Below are 17172 nucleotides of genomic sequence, written 5' to 3'. Positions count from 1 at the left end.
ACACGTGGCACGCGGGGCACGAACCGTCTGACGAGGTATTCCGTTCTCCAGGTGTACGGCTCACTGTCATGAAAGCAATGCCGACCGGTACCCCGGGGCCGCTGTTCTTGGGGCGCCCACGACATCCCCCCGCACCCGTCTCACCCGCAGAGGTCGTTCTCCATGACTGAATTGAATCGGCGCAGGTTCCTGCAGATCGCCGGTGGCGCCGCCGCCGTCACGATGCTGAACGAGAGCATCGCGCGGGCCGCCGCGATTTCGGCCCAGGGCAGTACCGGCACCATCCAGGACATCGAGCACATCGTCGTCCTCATGCAGGAGAACCGTTCCTTCGACCACTACTTCGGTGCGATGAAGGGGGTCCGCGGCTTCGGGGACCCGAGGCCGGTCGTCCAGGACAACGGCAAGTCCGTCTTCTACCAGTCCAACGGCACGAAGGACATCCTGCCCTTCAACCCGCAGATCAACGACCTCGGCATGCAGTTCCTGACGGGGCTGAACCACGACTGGGCCGGCGGCCACCAGGCGTACAACAACGGCAAGTACGACAAGTGGGTCCCGGCCAAGACGGCCACGACCATGGCGTACATGACCCGGAACGACATCCCGTTCCACTACGCGCTCGCCGACGCCTTCACGGTGTGCGACGCCTACCACTGCTCCTTCATCGGCGCCACCGACCCCAACCGCTACTACCTGTGGTCGGGTTACACGGGCAACGACGGCGTGGGCGGCGGCCCGGTCCTCGGCAACCAGGAAGCCGGCTACGGCTGGAAGACCTACCCCGAGCGCCTGGAGTCGGCCGGCGTCTCCTGGAAGGTCTACCAGGACATCGGCGACGGCCTGAACGCCGCCGGATCCTGGGGCTGGATCAACGACGCCTTCCGCGGCAACTACGGCGACAACTCGCTGCTGTACTTCAACAGCTTCCGCAACGCCCAGCCCGGCAGCGCCCTGTACGAGAAGGCCCGTACGGGCACCGACGTCAAGGCGGGCGGCACCTACTTCGACAAGCTGCGCGCGGACGTCGTGAACGGCACGCTCCCGCAGGTCTCCTGGATCGCCGCCCCGGAGGCGTTCAGCGAGCACGCCAACTGGCCCACGAACTTCGGCGCCTGGTACATCTCGCAGGTCCTGGACTCGCTGACCGCGAACCCGGACGTGTGGGCGAAGACGGCCCTGTTCATCACCTACGACGAGAACGACGGCTTCTTCGACCACGTCGTCCCGCCGTACCCGCCCGCGTCCGCCTCCTGGGGCCTGTCCACGGCGAGCGTCACCGGCGACCTGTACACCGGGAACGTCTCGGGCTACGCCGCCGGCCCGTACGGGCTCGGCCCCCGCGTCCCGATGATCGTGGTCTCCCCGTGGAGCAAGGGCGGCTACGTCTGCTCCGAGACCTTCGACCACACCTCGGTGATCCGCTTCATGGAGAAGCGCTTCGGCGTGCAGGAGCCCAACATCTCCCCGTGGCGCCGCGCGGTCTGCGGCGACCTGACCTCGGCCTTCGACTTCACCCGGGCCGACTCCGCGCCCGCCGCCCTGCCGTCCACGGCCGCGTACGTACCGCCGGACAAGAACCGTCACGCGTCCTACAACCCGGCCCCGCCCGCGACGGGCACCCTGCCCAAGCAGGAAGCCGGCGCCAAGCCGACGCGCGCCCTGGGCTACGAGCCGTACGTGGACGGCAAGGCCACCGTCTCCACGGGCAAGTTCACCCTGACCTTCTCCTCGGGTCCCTCCCTCGGCGCCCACTTCCACAGCACCTCCGGCAACCGTACGGACGGCCCCTGGCCCTACACGGTCGAGGCGGGCAAGACCCTGTCGGACACCTGGAGCACGAGCAGCTCCACCGGCAACCAGATCAACCTCACGGTCTGGGGTCCGAACGGCTTCCTGCGCACCTGGAAGGGCCCGGCGAAGAAGGCCGGCCCCGAGGCCACGGCCCGCCACGACAAGGCCACCGGCAATCTGGTCCTGTCCCTGGCCAACGGGGGCACGGCGGCCGTCAACCTGACCGTCACCAACGCCTACGGCGGCGCGGCCCAGGTCGTGCGCGTCGCGGCGGGCGCCACCGTCGCCCACACCGTGGCCCTGTCCGCCACGGCCCGCTGGTACGACGTCACGGTCGTCTCCGACGCCGACGCCACCTTCCTGCGCCGCTTCGCCGGCCACGTGGAGACGGGCGCGGCGGGAGTCTCGGACCCGGCGATCAAGACCGTCTGACGCGGTCGTCCCGACGCGGTCGTCCCGCATGCGCGGCAGCCACCGCTCCCGGACCGGGAGGTCACGGGGACGGTGGCTGCGGCGTGCCGGAGCAGCGGGGCCCGCCACGGTGTGACGGCGGGCGCGGTGGGAAGGACGTACCGCGGCAGTTCCTTCCGCCCCGTCACCGAGGGAGAACGCATGGCCATCGCCCACCGCAGGACCGGCACCGGCCCCGTCCGCGTCATCGTGCTGCACGACTGGTTCGGCACGTCCGCCAACTGGGGTTCCGTACTGGACCACCTGGACCCGCGGGAGTTCTCGTACGCCTTCCTCGACTACCGCGGCTACGGCGACCGCAGGGACGTCCCCGGCCGGTACGCGCTCCCCGAGATCGCCGACGACGTCCTCGCGCTCGCCGACGAGCTCGGCTGGGACACCTTCTCCCTCCTCGGCCACTCCATGGGCGGCAAGGCGATGCAGCAGGTCCTGGTGCGCGCCCCCGAGCGGGTCGAGAAGCTGATCGGCGTCAACCCGGTCCCCGCCGGCCCCTACGAGATGGACGACGCCACCCACGACCTCTTCCACGGGGCCGCCGCCAGCGCGGACAACCGCCGCGCCATCCTCGACATCGTCACCGGCCGGCGCGCGAGCCCGTACTGGCTGGAGCGGATGGTCGCGCACTCCCTCGACGTGTCCCGGCCGGAGGCCTTCGCCGCGTACCTGGCGAGCTGGCAGCCGCTCGACCTGTCCGCCGCCGTCAAGGGCAGCACCGTCCCGGTGCTGGTCCTCGTCGGGGAGTACGACCTCGCGCTCACGGTGGACTTCATGCGGTCCACCTGGCAGGTCTCGTACCCGAACTGCCGCATCCAGCCGCTGCCCGGCGCCGGCCACTACCCGCCGCACGAGACACCGGTGGCCTTCGCCACCGAGGTGGAGGCCTTCCTGCGCGGGTAGGGCGGCGCGCGGGAGCGTCCCTCAATGCGGGCTCAGCCGTCCCACCAGCCACTCCAGGGCCGACGGCACCTCGCGCGCCCAGGTCTCGTAGCTGTGGCCGCCGCTCGCCAGGATGATCGAGGACGCCCGCGCGGGCGCCCGTACCGCGTCGATGAACTCCAGCGTCTGCGGGTACTGGTGCTCGCCCGTGCGGCTGCTCGCCACCAGCAGGGACACCGGCGGCTGCGGCAGGTTCCGCAGCCGCCACAGCAGGTCGTCCTGCTGCCTGCGGCCCGCGTCGCCGCCGAACAGGTCGCCGGTGTCGGCGTCGCGCGCGGCCGCGTACGGGGCCGACAGCGCGGCCGCCGCCCGGTAGGCGTCCGGCGCGCGCAGGGCCAGCTTCAGCGCGCAGTAGCCGCCCACCGAATTTCCCATCACGCCCCACCCCCGGGCATCCCGGGCGAGGCCGTAGTACGAGGCGACCGCCGCCCGCAGGTCCCGCGCGAAGAAGGTCTGCGCCTGCGGCCCGCCCGGTACGTCCACGCACTGGGTGTCCCTGGGCGGCGCCACCGTCGGGGTCATCAGGACCAGCACCGCCGGCCGCATCCGGCCCGCCCGTACCGCGTCCAGCGCGAGCTGCGGGTACCGCAGCCGGTCGATCAGCACCCCCGGCGTACTCGGGAACCCGCTCAGCGCCAGCACCACCGGGAACTCCGCCCGCCGACCGGCCGACGCGTGCACGTACTGCGGCGGCAGGTACACGTAGCCCTGCCCCGACAGCCCGCTGCGGGCCCCGCGCACGGTCACCGCCTCGATCCGGCCGATCACCGCGGGATCGTCGGAGCCGGCGTGCCGCCACGAGTGGGTCCCCCGCACCAGCACCGCCGCCCGCCCCGAGATGTCCGCGCCGGCCGGCACCGGGTCCTCGCGGCGCAGGGACAGCAGGTCGCGCCAGGAGCCGTAGAAGCCGTACGAGGAGTTCACCGCGAGGAGCAGCGCCGACCCGGTCGTCAGGGTGATGGCGAGCTGGATCCCGGCCCGCCCCAGCACCGGCCGCACCCCGGGCCTCGCGAGCCGGGGCCACAGCCACACCGCGGCCCCGAACACCGCGGCCGCCACGAAGGCGGCGAGGAACAGCGCCGGGGCACCCCCGATGTCCCATTTCATGCGATTGATCCTGCCAGGCCTCCGCGGGGCGGGCCCGGCCGTCATCGACGCGCCGCTCCCGCCGGCCGGGGCGCGCCACTCCAGCGGGGGAACGAAAAAACCCGTGGGGGCCGCGAGGAGAACTCGCGACCCCCACGGGATCAACAGGGTGAGTGACGGGACTTGAACCCGCGGCCACCTGGACCACAACCAGGTGCTCTACCAACTGAGCTACACCCACCACGAAGGGCGGCGGACCACCCGTTCGATGTGCAAGCACAGCATAGCTGATCAGCGGGGTGCTCCCGCGACGCCTTTTCCGGCTCCGCGCAGCGGGCGGCGCGCGGGCAGCCCCGGGCCGATCGGCGCGGCCCCCTGCCGGGCGGGGGCGGGGCGCGGGAGGATCGCGGCATGGACCACGACTTCGATCCCTTCACGGCCGCCGACTACGCCGCCCGGATGGCCGCCGCCGCGCAGGCCGCCGCCGACGCGGGGCTGGCAGGCCTGCTGGTCGCCCCCGGGCCCGACCTGGCCCACCTCACCGGGTACCGGCCCGTCGACACCGAGCGGATGACCCTGCTCGTCCTCGCCGCCGGGCAGGACCCCGTCCTCGTCGTCCCCGCACTGGAAGCGCCCGACGCGGCGAAGGCCCCCGGCGCGGGCGCGCTGACCCTCAGGGACTGGGCCGACGGGAGGAACCCGTACGCCGTGACCTCGCCGCTGCTGGACGTGACCGGCCGCTTCGGGGTCAGCGACAACGCCTGGGCGCTGCACCTGCTGGGCCTGCAGCGGGAGCTGCCGTCCACCTCGTACGCCTCGCTGAGCGACGCGCTGCCGATGCTGCGCGCGGTCAAGGACGAGCGCGAGCTGGCCCGGCTCGCGGCGGCCGGCGAGGCGGCGGACGCCGCGTACGAGCAGATCCTCCACGTCCCCTTCGCGGGGCGCCGGGAGAGCGACGTCGCCGCCGACCTGGACGCGCTGCTGCGCGTGCACGGCCACTCCCAGGTCGACTTCACCGTCGTCGGCTCCGGCCCGAACGGGGCCAACCCGCACCACGAAGCCGGTGACCGGGTCATCCGGCACGGGGACATGGTGGTCCTCGACTTCGGCGGCCTCAAGCACGGCTACGGCTCCGACATCTCCCGTACCGTCCACGTCGGCGAGCCCACGGAGGAGGAGCAGCGCGTCCACGACATCGTCCGCGAGGCCCAGCTGGCGGGCGTGGCGGCGGCCCGTCCCGGGGCCGCCTGCCAGGACGTGGACCGGGCCGCCCGCGCGGTGATCACCGAGTTCGGCTACGGCGAGCGGTTCATCCACCGCACCGGCCACGGCATCGGAGTCACCACGCACGAGCCGCCGTACATGGTGGAGGGGGAGGAGCAGCCCCTCGTCGCGGGGATGTGCTTCTCCGTGGAGCCGGGGATCTACCTCCCGGGGCGGTTCGGGGTCCGGATCGAGGACATCATCACGGTCACCGACAGCGGCTGCCGCAGCTTCAACAACGCCTCCCGGGAGCTCGCCCTCGTGGAGTAGCCGCGGCCGCGGCGGCCGCCGCCTCCTCGCCGGGGCTCAGTCCCCGGCGAGGACCAGGCGGTAGCCGTAGTCGACGCTCTCCCGCTCCAGCAGGCCGGCGTGGCGCCGCTGCCAGGCTCCCGACCGGAGGTCTTCGCGGAGCCGGGCCACCGCCGGTTCCAGGAGTGAGGGCGGCAGGGTCGCCAAGGTGGACATGGAGGCCCGTACGACCGGATCGAGGTAGGACTCGGGGCGGCGCCAGTAGGCGGCCCGGAAGCCGTCGGTGAAATCGTGCGGGATCGGGAAGGGCAGCACGGTGTGCGCGTCCAGCGCCTCGGTCACCTCGGACAGCGGGGTGAAGCGGCCGCGGTCGAACTCCCGTACCTCCGGCAGGTATTCCTCGATGAGCCACAGCTCCGGCCGGTGGTCCGGGTCCCAGGTGAAGACGGCCTGGCGGCGCGAGACCCGGCGCAGCTCCGCGAGCCCGCGCGCGGGGTCCGGCCAGTGGTGGACGGTCAGTACGGCCATCGCCGCGTCGAACTCCCCGTCCTCGAAGGGAAGTTCCTCGGCAACGCCCTTGATCTTCCGGGTGCCCGGATGCTGGTCGAGCATGACCTGGGAGGGATCCACCGCCGTCACCTCGCGGTCGGCGGGCTCGTACGACCCGGCGCCCGCACCGACGTTGACGACGCGGCGGGCGTCCCCCAGGGCGCGGCCGATCGCCGCGGCCAGCCGGGGATCGGGCCGGCGGGCCCGCCGGTAACCCGCCCCGATGCTGTCGTACTTCGCGGAGGTGCCGTCGGTGCCGGCTGATTCGATCTTCATGGAGCGGATCCCACCAGACACCCGCGCGCCTCCGCCACCGGGTTTACGGGCCCAGCACCACCGCCGACTCGGCCGGTACGTGGACCCGCCCGTCGGCGTCCGGATGCTCGACGGGCAGCCAGGCGGCCAGCACCCGGACCCCGTTGCGGCCGAGCGCGACGGTGACCGGCTCCCCGGAGAGGTTCACCACCACGCGGACGTCACCCCGGCGGAACGTCAGCCAGCGGCGCTCCTCGTCATGGGCGATCCGCAGCGCCGCCAGATCGGGATCGCGCAGGTCGGAGTGGGTCCGGCGGAGCGTGATCAGGGTGCGGTACCAGTCCAGCAGCCGGGCGTGGGCCCCCTGCCCCGGCTCGGCCCAGTCGAGGCAGGAGCGGTCACGGGTGGCCGGGTCCTGGGGGTCGGGGATCTCCTCCGCCTTCCAGCCGTGCTCCGCGAACTCCCGCCGCCGGCCCACCCGTACGGCCTCGGCGAGCTCCTCGTCGGGATGGTCGGTGAAGTACTGCCACGGGGTGCCCGCGCCCCACTCCTCGCCCATGAACAGCATCGGCACGAACGGCCCCGTCAGCGCCACCGCCGCCGCGCACGCCAGCAGCCCGGGGGACAGCGAGGCCGCGAGCCGGTCGCCCAGCGCGCGGTTGCCGATCTGGTCGTGGGTCTGGGTGTAGCCGAGGAAGCGGTGCGCCGGGGTGCGGCCGCGGTCCACCTCCCGGCCGTGGTGGCGGCCCCGGAAGGAGGACCAGGTCCCGTCGTGGAAGAAGGCCCGGGTCATGGTCTTGGCCAGCGCCCCGAGCGGGGCCTGCGCGAAGTCCGCGTAGTACGCCTGGGACTCACCCGTCAGCGCGCAGTGCAGGGCGTGGTGGAAGTCGTCGTTCCACTGCGCGTGCAGGCCCAGGCCCCCCGCCGCGCGCGGGTTCGTGGTGCGCGGATCGCACTGGTCGGACTCCGCGATCAGGAACAGCGGCCGGCCCGTCTCCGCGGCCAGCTCGTCCACCGCCGCCGACAGCTCCTCCAGGAAGGTCAGCGCCCGGTCGTCGGCGAGCGCGTGCACCGCGTCCAGCCGCAGCCCGTCGATCCGGTAGTCGCGCAGCCAGGCCAGGGCGCTGCCCAGGAGGTACGCGCGCACCTCGTCGGAGCCGGGCGCGTCCAGGTTGACCGCCGCGCCCCAGGGGGTGTGGTGGGTCTCGGTGAAGTACGGGCCGAAGACGGGGAGGTGGTTGCCGGAGGGGCCGAGGTGGTTGTGGACCACGTCGAGCACCACGCCGAGCCCGGCGGCGTGTGCGGCCTCCACGAACCGGACCAGCCCGGCCGGGCCCCCGTACGGCTCGTGCACCGCCCAGGGCGCGACCCCGTCGTACCCCCAGCCGTGCCGGCCGGGGAAGGGGCAGACCGGCATCAGCTCGACGTGGGTGATGCCGAGCGCGGTGAGGTGACCGAGGCGGGCGGCGGCCGCGTCGAAGGTGCCCTCGCGGGTGAAGGTGCCGACGTGCAGCTCGTACAGGACGGCGTCCTGCAGCGCGACCCGGGGCGAGGGGGCCGGCTCGCCGGGGACGAGAGCGGCGAAGTCGACCACGGCCGAGAGCCCCTCGGTGCCCTCCGGCAGCCGCCGCCCGCGCGGATCGGGCCGTACGGGGTGCACGTGGTCGGGGTGCGCGGCGTCGTGCCCGGGGTGTTCCGCGTGCTGCCCGGGGTGGACCGGGTCGCGCGGATCGTCCCCGGGGTAGAGCGCCGGCGGGCCCTCGCCCAGCTGGAACCCGTAGCGGGATCCGTCCCGCGCCGGCGCCTCCACGATCCACCAGCCGGCGCGCTCCGGATCGTGGGCCATCGCGTACGCGGCCCCGTCGAGCCGCAGTGCGACCCGGTCTGTCAGCGGTGCCCACACCTCGAACTGCACGGACGGTCCCCTCGTCTGGCGGCGCTACCCCAACCTGCGTGTCCTGCCCATCATCTCCGGCCGGGCGCGGGAGTTCTGGACACTCTGCCCCCGACAGGCCGACAATCACCTGGTGACGTCGAGTTTCGAGTTCCCCTCCTTCCCCGCGCCGCGGCTCTCCGACGCCGAGCGCGACCGCGCCCTGGGCCAGCTCAGGGAGGGCGCCGCCGTCGGGAAGCTGTCGCACGACACGTTCCTGCGCCGCATGGAACTCGCCCTCGTGGCCCGGCGCTCCGAGGACCTCGCGGTGCTCACCGCGGACCTGGAGGGCAGGGGGGCCGGGGAGAGCCCGTGGACCCGGCGGCTCTTCGGCTGGGTGGGGCGGGTCTCGGCGGTGTCCGTGGGCGTACGGCGGGCGTGGGCCGTGGAGAAACTGCCCCCGCTGCTCCTCCCGCACCCGAGCGCAGGACCGCTGCGGATCGGCCGCGACCCGGGCAACGGCCTGCGCCTGAGCCACGAGACGGTCTCGCGGGCCCACGCGGAACTGTCGATCCGCGACGGGGTCTGGGTGGTGCGGGACCTCGGCTCGACGAACGGGACCACGGTCAACGGGCGGCGGGTGACGGGCTCGGCGGTGGTGCGGGACGGGGACCAGATCGGCTTCGGACGGATGAGCTTCCGGCTGACGGGCGGCTGAGGTCCGCGGCCGCGGGCCGGGACCGCGGCCGGGCGTACGGGGGCCGGTCCGGGACCCGGGTGGCGGCCGGATGCGGGGCGTGCGGAGGATGGCACCCATGGAACACACGTCTGCCGCCCCCGTCGTACGGCCCGCGCGCCCCGATGACCTGCCCCGCCTGGTCGAACTCATGCGCGAGCACATGGTGTACGAGAGGTCCGCGCCCCGTCCGGCCGGTCTCGGTGACCGGCTCGGCGCGCAGTTGTTCGCCGAGGGGGCCCGGCTGTGGGTGCTGCTGGCCGAGACACCGCGGGGCGAGGTCGCCGGGTACGCCGCCTGCTCGGCCGAGTTCTCCTTCTGGGAGGCCCGCCACTACCTCCACATGGACTGCCTCTACCTGGCCGAGGAGGCCCGCGGACACGGTCTCGGCGCCGCCCTGATGGACGGGGTGGCCGCACTCGCCCGCGAGCTGGGCCTCGGCCACGTCGAGTGGCAGACGCCCGACTGGAACGAGGGCGCGATCCGCTTCTACGACCGGCTCGGGGCCACCGGCAAGCCGAAGCTCCGGTACGCCCTGCCGGTGGAGTAGGCCGCGCGGGGCTGCCTCCCGCCTCCCGCCTCCCGCCTCCCGGCCTACCGGCCCGCCGCCACGAGCCGCTCGTAGGCGGCCAGGACGACCCGGGACTGGTGCTCCACCTGCGTGGCCACCGGGACCCAGCGGGCCTGGAAACGGTCCGCGAACTCCTCGCACCACCCCGTGACGAGCCGGTCCACGGCCGGCGCCGCCGGGTGGCCCTGGGCGCGCAGCACCCGCAGCAGCATCGCCGCGGCGCGCAGCGACAGCCTTCGGCCGAAGGCGTCGATGCTGCCGATGTACGCCGCCGTCGCCTCGGCGGGGGCCCCGGGACCCGTCCACTCGGCGGCGATCCGCGGGATCAGCGCGAGCGTCCAGTCCACCGCCCGCAGCAGGGCCGCGGCGGCGGGATCCGTACCGCCGGCCGGACCGGTGCCGCCCACCGGATCCGTACCGCCGGCCGCGCCCTCGCGCAGGTCCGCCACCCGGGCGGCGTCGGCGGTGAGCCGGCCGGCCAGGAGCCGCAGGGCGGCGCGGGGGTCGGGGTGCGGGGCCGGGTCGTCCACCAGGTCCGAGGCCCACGTGGGGACTTCGACGATCGCGGTGGTGCCGGCGTGGCGGTGGGCGTGGTACCAGGTGCTGAGCCGGGTGTCCTCGGGGTGGAACGGCCCGTCGGCCGTGGTCCCGGGCTCGGGCATCACGAAGATCCCCGCCCCCGGCGAGGGCCAGCCCGAGGCGTCGGAGGCGCTGGTCTCCACCGGAATGCGCAGGTCGGCGGCCGATTTGCCGAAGGGCTCGGCGAGCCCGGGTATGTCCCGGGTCAGCTGCACCCAGGAGCCGCCGAGATCCGTTCCGTGCAGGGAGACCTGGAGGGCGGGCCGGAGTTCGTCGATGAGCCGGGTCAGGGCGAGGGTCTCCGGCGGGAGGCGGTCGGGGGGCAGTAAAGACGGCGCCCATTCGGGCTGTTCGGGACCGGGCGGCCGGAAGAAGTTCCGGTGGTAGTCGAGCAGGGAGTACGGGCGGGGCGTGCGGTGCAGGGCCGCGCCGTCGGGATCGGCGCAGAGCAGGAAGTGCCAGGCCGTTCCCGTGGGGGGTACGCGGACCAGGTGCCGGGCGAGCGCGAGGGCGGTGGCCCCGCCGACGGGCTCGTTGGCGTGCGCGCCGGCGACGACGAGCACGTTGGCCGCCGTGGGCGTGGGCGTGGGCGTGGCCTTGGCCTTGGGCATGGAGCCCACGGAGAGGAGCCACAGCGGTTCCCCGGCCCGGGAGGCGCCGATCTGGCGCAGCCGGGCCAGGGCGGGGTGTTCATCGGCCAGGGCGCGTGCGGCCAGGGCCAGTTCGTGGGGTGTGGGGTAGCACATGTCACGGATGAGGGTCACAGGTGATCCCATTCCCGCCGGGAGCCCGCCCTAGCCGCATTCGCCTGGTCCGGGCACACACCGCACCGCGCCGGGCCGGGGTGTCACCCCCGGTCCGGGTCCTCCCGGAGGAGGACGGCCACCGGGGTGGCGTCGCCGAGGAGTTCCGCGAGCGGCAGCTCCCCGGTGTACGAGGCTCCGGCCGGTGCTCCCGTCCCCGCCCCGAGGAGCGGCAGCCGCCGCCAGCGCCCCGGCGGCAGGGGCAGGGTCGTCTCGCGCCAGCCGCCCGCCCCGGCCAGGCCGTACGGGAGCCGGGTGGCCACCGCCACCAGGCCGGCCGGGCGGGCGAAGGCCACGCAGTGCTCCGCCGCCGGGCCCCGGGCGGGCAGCGGTGCGTAGCCGGCGAACAGCTCGGGCCGGCTCCGCCGCAGCCGCAGCAGGGCGGCGGTGAGGGCGAGCTTCTCCTCCGCCGTGCCGGACGGCGCGGCCCCCGCGTCCAGCCGGGCCAGGGCCTCCCGGGGGAAGACGGCGGGCCGCCGGTTGTCCGGGTCGACCAGGGCCCGGTACTCCGTCTCGGAGCCCTGGTAGACCTCCGGGACCCCGGGCATCGCCAGATGCAGCAGCGCAGCGCCGAGCAGGTTGGCGCGGGCCGCGGCGGCCAGCGCGCCGGCCGGCTCCGGGACGGCCGCCGGGAGGTGTGCCGGGACGGTGGCCTCGTACGCGGGGTCCTGCTCGGTCCACGTGGTGCGCAGGGCGGCTTCGCGGACTGCCTTCAGCAGGGCCTCCACGAGGCGGTCGGCGCGTTCCCCGGCGGGCCCGTCGGCACCGAGCCCGAAGGCCGTCTGCCAGGCCACCCAGGCGAGTTGGGGGTCCGCCCCGGCCGGCGCCGGTACGGACCCCGGGTCCTGCGAGAGCGCCGAGATCCGTGCCCGGACGTCCGCGCTGCGCTTCGTGTCGTGCGTGGTCAGCACCGTCCCGGAGCGGGGCCACAGCCGCGCCCGCTCGGCGCAGTACGCGTGGAACTCCGCCACCGTGACCGCCGGAGCCCCCGGATCCCCGCCCACCTCGGTGGCCGACAGCAGCGGGGCGTACCGGTAGAAGGCCCGGTCCTCCAGGGACTTGGCGCGCAGGGCCGCCGAGGTCTGGGCGAAGCGGGCCGCGAAGGCCGGGTCCCGCAGCAGGAGCGCGCGTACGCCGGCCACCGGGGCCGCACCGGCCTCCGCGGCGGCCCGCTCCACGGCCTCGGGGGCGGGCTGCGGATCGCCGGGGTAGGGGCGGTAGACGGGATAGGCGATGAGCAGCTCCCGCACGGCTACGGCGAGTTCCGGGCCGGCCAGCCGCTCCAGGGTGGCCAGCTCGGCGGCCAGGTCGCCGGTCAGGACCTCCCGGGCGGCCGCCGAGGCCGTCACCTCCCAGCGGGGCTGTCCGGTCGCCTCCCGGAAGCGCACGTCGAGCCGGGCGGCCCCGGCCGGGTCGGTCAGTACCCCGTCCACCCGGTACAGCGCGTCGTACCCGGTGGTGCCGGCCACCGGCCAGGCGGGAGCCAGCCGTTCCTCGCGGGCCAGGATCTTCTCGACCACCACCCAGCAGCCCCCGCCGACCGCGTCCCGCAGGCGCCGCAGGTAGCCCTCGGGGTCCGCCAGGCCGTCCACGTGGTCGATCCGCAGCCCCTCGACGACCCCGTCCCGGACCAGCTCCAGCACCTTGGCGTGGGTGACGCCGAACACCTCGGGATCCTCGACGCGCACCCCGATGAGCTCCGAAATGGTGAAGAAGCGGCGGTAGTTGAGGCCCGTCCGGGCCTCGCGCCAGCAGGCCGGCCGGTACCACTGGGCGGCGAGCAGCGCCGCCGGCTCCAGCCCGGCCGTGCCCTCCCGCAGGGGGAATTCCAGCTCCCCGATCCGCAGGACGCCGCGATCGCCCCGCCCGTCGACCTTGATCCCGTCCGGATCCAGCGGCTCCGCGAGCACGGGCAGCAGCAGCTGCCCCCCGCCCGCCTCCCAGTCGATGTCGAACCAGCGCGCGTACGGCGAGCCGGGGCCCTCCCGGGCCACCTCCCACAGGGGCCGGTTCAGGCGGAGCGGCGCGGGCAGCGCCATGTGGTTCGGCACGATGTCGAGCACCAGTGCGAGCCCGTGGGCCCGGGCCTCGGCGGCCAGGGCCCGCAGCCCGTCCTCCCCGCCGAGCTCCGCCCGGACCCGGGTGTGGTCGGTGACGTCGTACCCGTGGGCCGAGCCGGGCACCGCCTCCAGGACGGGGGACAAGTGCAGGTGGGAGACTCCGAGCGAGGCGAGGTACGGGACGACGGCCTGCGCGTCACCGAAGGTGAACTCGGGGCGCAGCTGAAGGCGGTAGGTGGACGCCGGGGTGACGGCCGGTGGTCCATCGGATTCCGGCCGGCTGAACTCACGGCTGGACTCGGGACTCGTGCGACCGGTGCGCGGGGGCAGGCTCATGAGAACGTACGTACCCAGGATGCGGGATTCCGTGCCATGACCCAATGCATCCGGGTGACTGCGCCGGGTTAACGTTGCTCAAGTGTTTGGAACCGTCAACACCTATCGAAGAGTCATCGCCCTGACCGGGCCCCTACTCCCGCTCGTTTCCTTCCTCGCCCGACTGCCCGTCGCGATGTCGCAGTTCGGCAGCGTCCTCCTCGTCGCCGAGACCAGCGGCTCCCTCGCCACCGCCGGCATAGTCGGCGGCACCCTTTCCGCCGGACAGGTGGTCTTCGGGCCCGTCCTGGGCCGGCTCGCCGACCGTCACGGCCAGCGTTCCGTCGTCCTGACGGCCGCCGCCGTCAACGCGGTGGCGACCGCGGCCCTGGTGGCCGGGGCGCTCTGCGACCTCGCCACCGTCCCGCTCGCCGCGATCGGCTTCGTCACCGGGGCCTCCGTCCCGCTGATCGGACCGCTCGCCCGGACCCGCTCCGTGGCCCTGGCCCACCGCGCCAAGTCCGACGAGGGCGTCGTGGGGGCCATCCACTCCCTCGAAGGCACCCTGGACGAGGTCTCCTTCGTCTTCGGGCCCGCCCTCGTGGGCCTGGCCACCCTGGCCCTGCACCCGGCCGTCGCCCTCGGCGGCGCGGCCGCCCTCGTCGCCGTCTTCGGCAGCCTCTACGCACTGCACCCGACCGCCGCCGTCACGGCCGGAGTGCCCGCGGGAGTCCGCCGGGAGAAGGACCGCACCCGGGTCCGCCCGCCGCGCGTGGTCTTCGCCGTACGGGGCTCCCTCGCCCTGCAGGGCGCCATGTTCGGCGCCTGCCAGGCCGGAATCGCCGCCCTGACCGCACAGTTGGGCGTCCCCGGCCAGGCCGGCATCGTGTACGCGGCCATGGGCGTCGTCAGCGCCGCCGTCGGGCTCTCGCTCGGCGCGCTGCCCGCCCGCTTCGGGCTGCGGCTGCGCTGGCGCTGGGCCACGGCCGCCGCGCTCGTGCTGTCCGTACCGCTGCTCTTCACGCAGACCCTGTGGCCGCTGTACGTGGTCGTCACCGTGCTCGGAGCCGCCTACGCCCCGCACCTGATCACCGCGTTCGCGATCACCGAGCGTGCGGTGAGCCCCTGCCGGCTCGCCGAGTCGATGGCCTTCGCCGCCAGCTCGCTCGTCGCCGGCCAGGCCGCCTCGCTCGCCGTCTCCGGTCGGCTCGCCGAGTGGTACGGGCCCTCCGCGGCCTTCGCGGTGGCCGTGGGGGCCGCCGCCCTGTGCCTGGTCCTGGCCCTGGTCACCAAGGTCCCGTCGGCCCGCGCGCACGCCCCGGTGGCCGCCGGCGGGGGCGCCCGCCCGGACGCCGTCCTGGAAGGCGCCGCCTACGCCGGGCACTGAGGCGGCGCCCGCCCCGGGTGCCGGAACGGGCGCCCGCGCCGGGCGCCGGAGCGGCGCCTATGCCGGGCGCTGAAGCACCACCAGACACCGTCCTGTCAGTGTCACCCGGTCCCCGGCCGCGTACTGCGGCCCGGTACCGGGTGGCAGTACCTCGGGCCGTGCCGTGTCCACGACCAGCCGCCACTGCGCGCCGTGCCCGGCCGGGACCGTGAAGTCCTGCGCCTCGGCGCCCGCGTTGAACATCAGCAGGAACGAGTCGTCGGTGATCCGCTCCCCGCGGGTGCCCGGCTCGGAGATGGCCTCCCCGTTCAGGAACACCGCCAGCGCCCGCGCGTGCTGCGCCTGCCAGTCGCGGGCCCGCATCTCCTCGCCGTGCGGGGTGAACCAGGCGATGTCCGAGAGCTCGTCGTGCGTCCCCTCCACCGGCCGGCCGTGGAAGAAGCGGCGCCGCCGGAACACCGGGTGCTCCCGCCGCAGCCACACCATCCGCCGGGTGAACTCCAGCAGGGCGGGCGCCGGTTTGCCGGGATCCGGCCAGTTCACCCACGCCAGCTCGTTGTCCTGGCAGTAGGCGTTGTTGTTGCCGCCCTGGGTGCGGGCGAACTCGTCGCCGTGGCTGATCATCGGCACGCCCTGCGACAGCATCAGCGTGGCGATGAAGTTGCGCATCTGGCGCTCGCGCAGCTCCACGGTCTCCGGATCCTCCGTCGGCCCCTCCACCCCGCAGTTCCAGGAGCGGTTGTGGGTCTCGCCGTCCCGATTGCCCTCGCGGTTGGCCTCGTTGTGCTTCTCGTTGTACGAGACCAGGTCGTTCAGGGTGAAACCGTCGTGGCAGGTGGTGAAGTTGATCGAGGCCAGCGGACGGCGGCCGTCGTCCTGGTAGAGGTCGGAGGAGCCCGTCAGCCGGCCGGCGAACTCGGCCAGCGTGCGCGGCTGCCCGCGCCACAAGTCCCGTACGGTGTCGCGGTACTTGCCGTTCCACTCGGTCCACAGCGGCGGGAAGTTGCCCACCTGGTAGCCGCCTTCGCCCAGGTCCCAGGGCTCCGCGATCAGCTTGACCTGGCTGACCACCGGATCCTGTTGCACCAGGTCGAAGAACGAGGACAGCCGGTCCACCTCGTGGAACTGGCGGGCCAGCGTGGCCGCCAGGTCGAAGCGGAAGCCGTCCACGTGCATCTCGGTGACCCAGTAGCGCAGCGAGTCCATGATCAGCTGGAGCACGTGCGGGGAGCGCATCAGCAGCGAGTTCCCGGTGCCGGTGGTGTCCATGTAGTGCCGCGGATCGTCCGCGAGCCGGTAGTACGAGGCGTTGTCCAGCCCGCGGAAGGACAGCGTCGGGCCCAGGTGGTTGCCCTCGGCGGTGTGGTTGTAGACCACGTCGAGGATCACCTCGATGCCGGCCTCGTGCAGGGCGCGCACGGCCGACTTGAACTCCAGCACCTGCTGGCCGCGGTCGCCCGAGGCGTAGCCGTTGTGCGGGGCGAAGAAGCCGATGGTGTTGTAGCCCCAGTAGTTGCTGAGCCCGTCGTCGACGAGCCGGTGGTCGTTGACGAACTGGTGGACCGGCATCAGCTCCAGCGCCGTCACCCCGAGCTTCGTCAGATGCCCGATGACCGCCGGGTGCGCGAGCGCCCCGTACGTGCCGCGCAGCTCCTCGGGGAGGTCGGGGTGACGCATGGTCAGGCCCTTCACGTGGGCCTCGTAGAGCACGGTGTGGTGGTACTCGTGCCGCGGCGGGCGGTCGTTGGCCCAGTCGAAGTACGGGTTGACCACGACCGAACTCATGCTCTTGGGCGCGGAGTCCAGATCGTTGCGGGAGTCGGGCCGGCCGAAGTGGTAGCCGTACACCTCCTCGCCCCAGTCGATGCTCCCCGCGACGGCCCGCGCGTACGGGTCCAGGAGCAGCTTCGCCGCGTTGCAGCGGCGGCCGCGCTCGGGCTCGTAGGGTCCGTGCACCCGGAACCCGTAGCGCTGGCCGGGCATGATGCCCGGCAGGTAGGCGTGCCGGACGAAGGCGTCGGTCTCCCGCAGTTCGATCGCGGTCTCCGATCCGTCGTCGTGCAGCAAGCACAGCTCGATGCGTCGGGCGGCCTCCGAATAGACCGCGAAATTGGTGCCGGCGCCGTCATACGTGGCGCCGAGCGGATACGCCTGTCCCGGCCAGACCTGCATAGAAAACGACTCTTCCCCTCAGTGGCGGGCTGATCCGGCTGGACCACGTCACTGCCAGATCTTCCCCGAAAGA

Annotated in this window: 12 protein-coding genes and 1 tRNA gene; 6 read left to right on the top strand and 7 right to left on the bottom strand. The window is 73.8% G+C overall.

Going from position 1 to position 17172, the window contains the following annotated elements; translation table 11 throughout:
- The first annotated feature begins 162 nt into the window (after window positions 1-162).
- Together ACWCP2_RS30555 and ACWCP2_RS30550 are read left to right on the top strand one after the other, a co-directional pair.
- Window positions 163-2226, top strand: coding sequence for a phosphocholine-specific phospholipase C (locus ACWCP2_RS30555; protein ID WP_450911795.1), 2064 nt, complete (start codon window positions 163-165; stop codon window positions 2224-2226).
- Between the two features lie 180 nt (window positions 2227-2406).
- Entirely contained in the window at window positions 2407-3162 is a 756-nt protein-coding gene (locus tag ACWCP2_RS30550) for an alpha/beta fold hydrolase (protein WP_450911794.1), read from the top strand.
- 21 nt (window positions 3163-3183) lie between these two features.
- Here ACWCP2_RS30550 and ACWCP2_RS30545 read toward each other — a convergent pair whose 3' ends face one another.
- On the bottom strand, window positions 3184-4308 hold the full coding sequence (locus ACWCP2_RS30545) for an alpha/beta hydrolase (protein WP_450911793.1): 1125 nt from the start codon (window positions 4306-4308) through the stop codon (window positions 3184-3186).
- A gap of 147 nt (window positions 4309-4455) precedes the next feature.
- A tRNA-His gene (locus ACWCP2_RS30540) sits at window positions 4456-4528 on the bottom strand.
- 170 nt (window positions 4529-4698) lie between these two features.
- Here ACWCP2_RS30540 and ACWCP2_RS30535 point away from each other — a divergent pair.
- Complete coding sequence (locus tag ACWCP2_RS30535) at window positions 4699-5820, top strand: M24 family metallopeptidase (protein ID WP_450911792.1); 1122 nt, start codon at window positions 4699-4701, stop codon at window positions 5818-5820.
- 36 nt (window positions 5821-5856) lie between these two features.
- Here the strand turns inward: ACWCP2_RS30535 and ACWCP2_RS30530 are convergent, their stop codons facing one another.
- Both ACWCP2_RS30530 and treZ read right to left on the bottom strand, forming a co-directional pair.
- Window positions 5857-6624 carry a class I SAM-dependent methyltransferase gene (locus ACWCP2_RS30530; protein WP_450911791.1) on the bottom strand — a complete coding sequence of 256 codons (768 nt, stop codon included), beginning with the start codon at window positions 6622-6624 and terminating at the stop codon, window positions 5857-5859.
- Between the two features lie 43 nt (window positions 6625-6667).
- Window positions 6668-8518 (bottom strand): malto-oligosyltrehalose trehalohydrolase, encoded by a 1851-nt coding sequence (gene treZ / locus ACWCP2_RS30525; RefSeq protein WP_450911790.1) that lies wholly within the window; start codon window positions 8516-8518, stop codon window positions 6668-6670.
- A 112-nt stretch (window positions 8519-8630) separates the two neighbouring features.
- Between treZ and ACWCP2_RS30520 the strand changes: the two genes are divergently transcribed.
- The gene (locus tag ACWCP2_RS30520) at window positions 8631-9194 is read left to right on the top strand and encodes an FHA domain-containing protein (protein WP_450911789.1); all 564 of its coding nucleotides are present in this window, start codon (window positions 8631-8633) and stop codon (window positions 9192-9194) included.
- A gap of 97 nt (window positions 9195-9291) precedes the next feature.
- Window positions 9292-9762, top strand: a complete 471-nt coding sequence (locus ACWCP2_RS30515) for an N-acetyltransferase family protein (protein WP_450911788.1) — start codon at window positions 9292-9294, stop codon at window positions 9760-9762.
- A 44-nt stretch (window positions 9763-9806) separates the two neighbouring features.
- On the opposite strand, the gene ACWCP2_RS30510 is transcribed toward ACWCP2_RS30515, so the two are convergent.
- Complete coding sequence (locus ACWCP2_RS30510) at window positions 9807-11126, bottom strand: M14 family zinc carboxypeptidase (protein WP_450911787.1); 1320 nt, start codon at window positions 11124-11126, stop codon at window positions 9807-9809.
- Window positions 11127-11209: 83 nt separating this feature from the next.
- Window positions 11210-13561 carry a malto-oligosyltrehalose synthase gene (gene treY, locus ACWCP2_RS30505; RefSeq protein WP_450911786.1) on the bottom strand — a complete coding sequence of 784 codons (2352 nt, stop codon included), beginning with the start codon at window positions 13559-13561 and terminating at the stop codon, window positions 11210-11212.
- 82 nt (window positions 13562-13643) lie between these two features.
- Here treY and ACWCP2_RS30500 point away from each other — a divergent pair, with 82 nt between their 5' ends.
- Window positions 13644-14927: an MFS transporter gene (locus ACWCP2_RS30500; protein WP_450911785.1), complete on the top strand. Its 1284-nt coding sequence runs from the start codon at window positions 13644-13646 to the stop codon at window positions 14925-14927.
- A gap of 57 nt (window positions 14928-14984) precedes the next feature.
- On the opposite strand, the gene glgX is transcribed toward ACWCP2_RS30500, so the two are convergent.
- Window positions 14985-17099: a glycogen debranching protein GlgX gene (glgX, locus tag ACWCP2_RS30495; RefSeq protein WP_450911784.1), complete on the bottom strand. Its 2115-nt coding sequence runs from the start codon at window positions 17097-17099 to the stop codon at window positions 14985-14987.
- Window positions 17100-17172 lie beyond the last annotated feature (73 nt).

Source organism: Streptomyces sp. NPDC002104 (genome assembly GCF_053593795.1).
The sequence above is the reverse complement of the archived record's forward strand: the minus strand, read 5'-3'. Positions and strand labels throughout refer to the sequence as shown.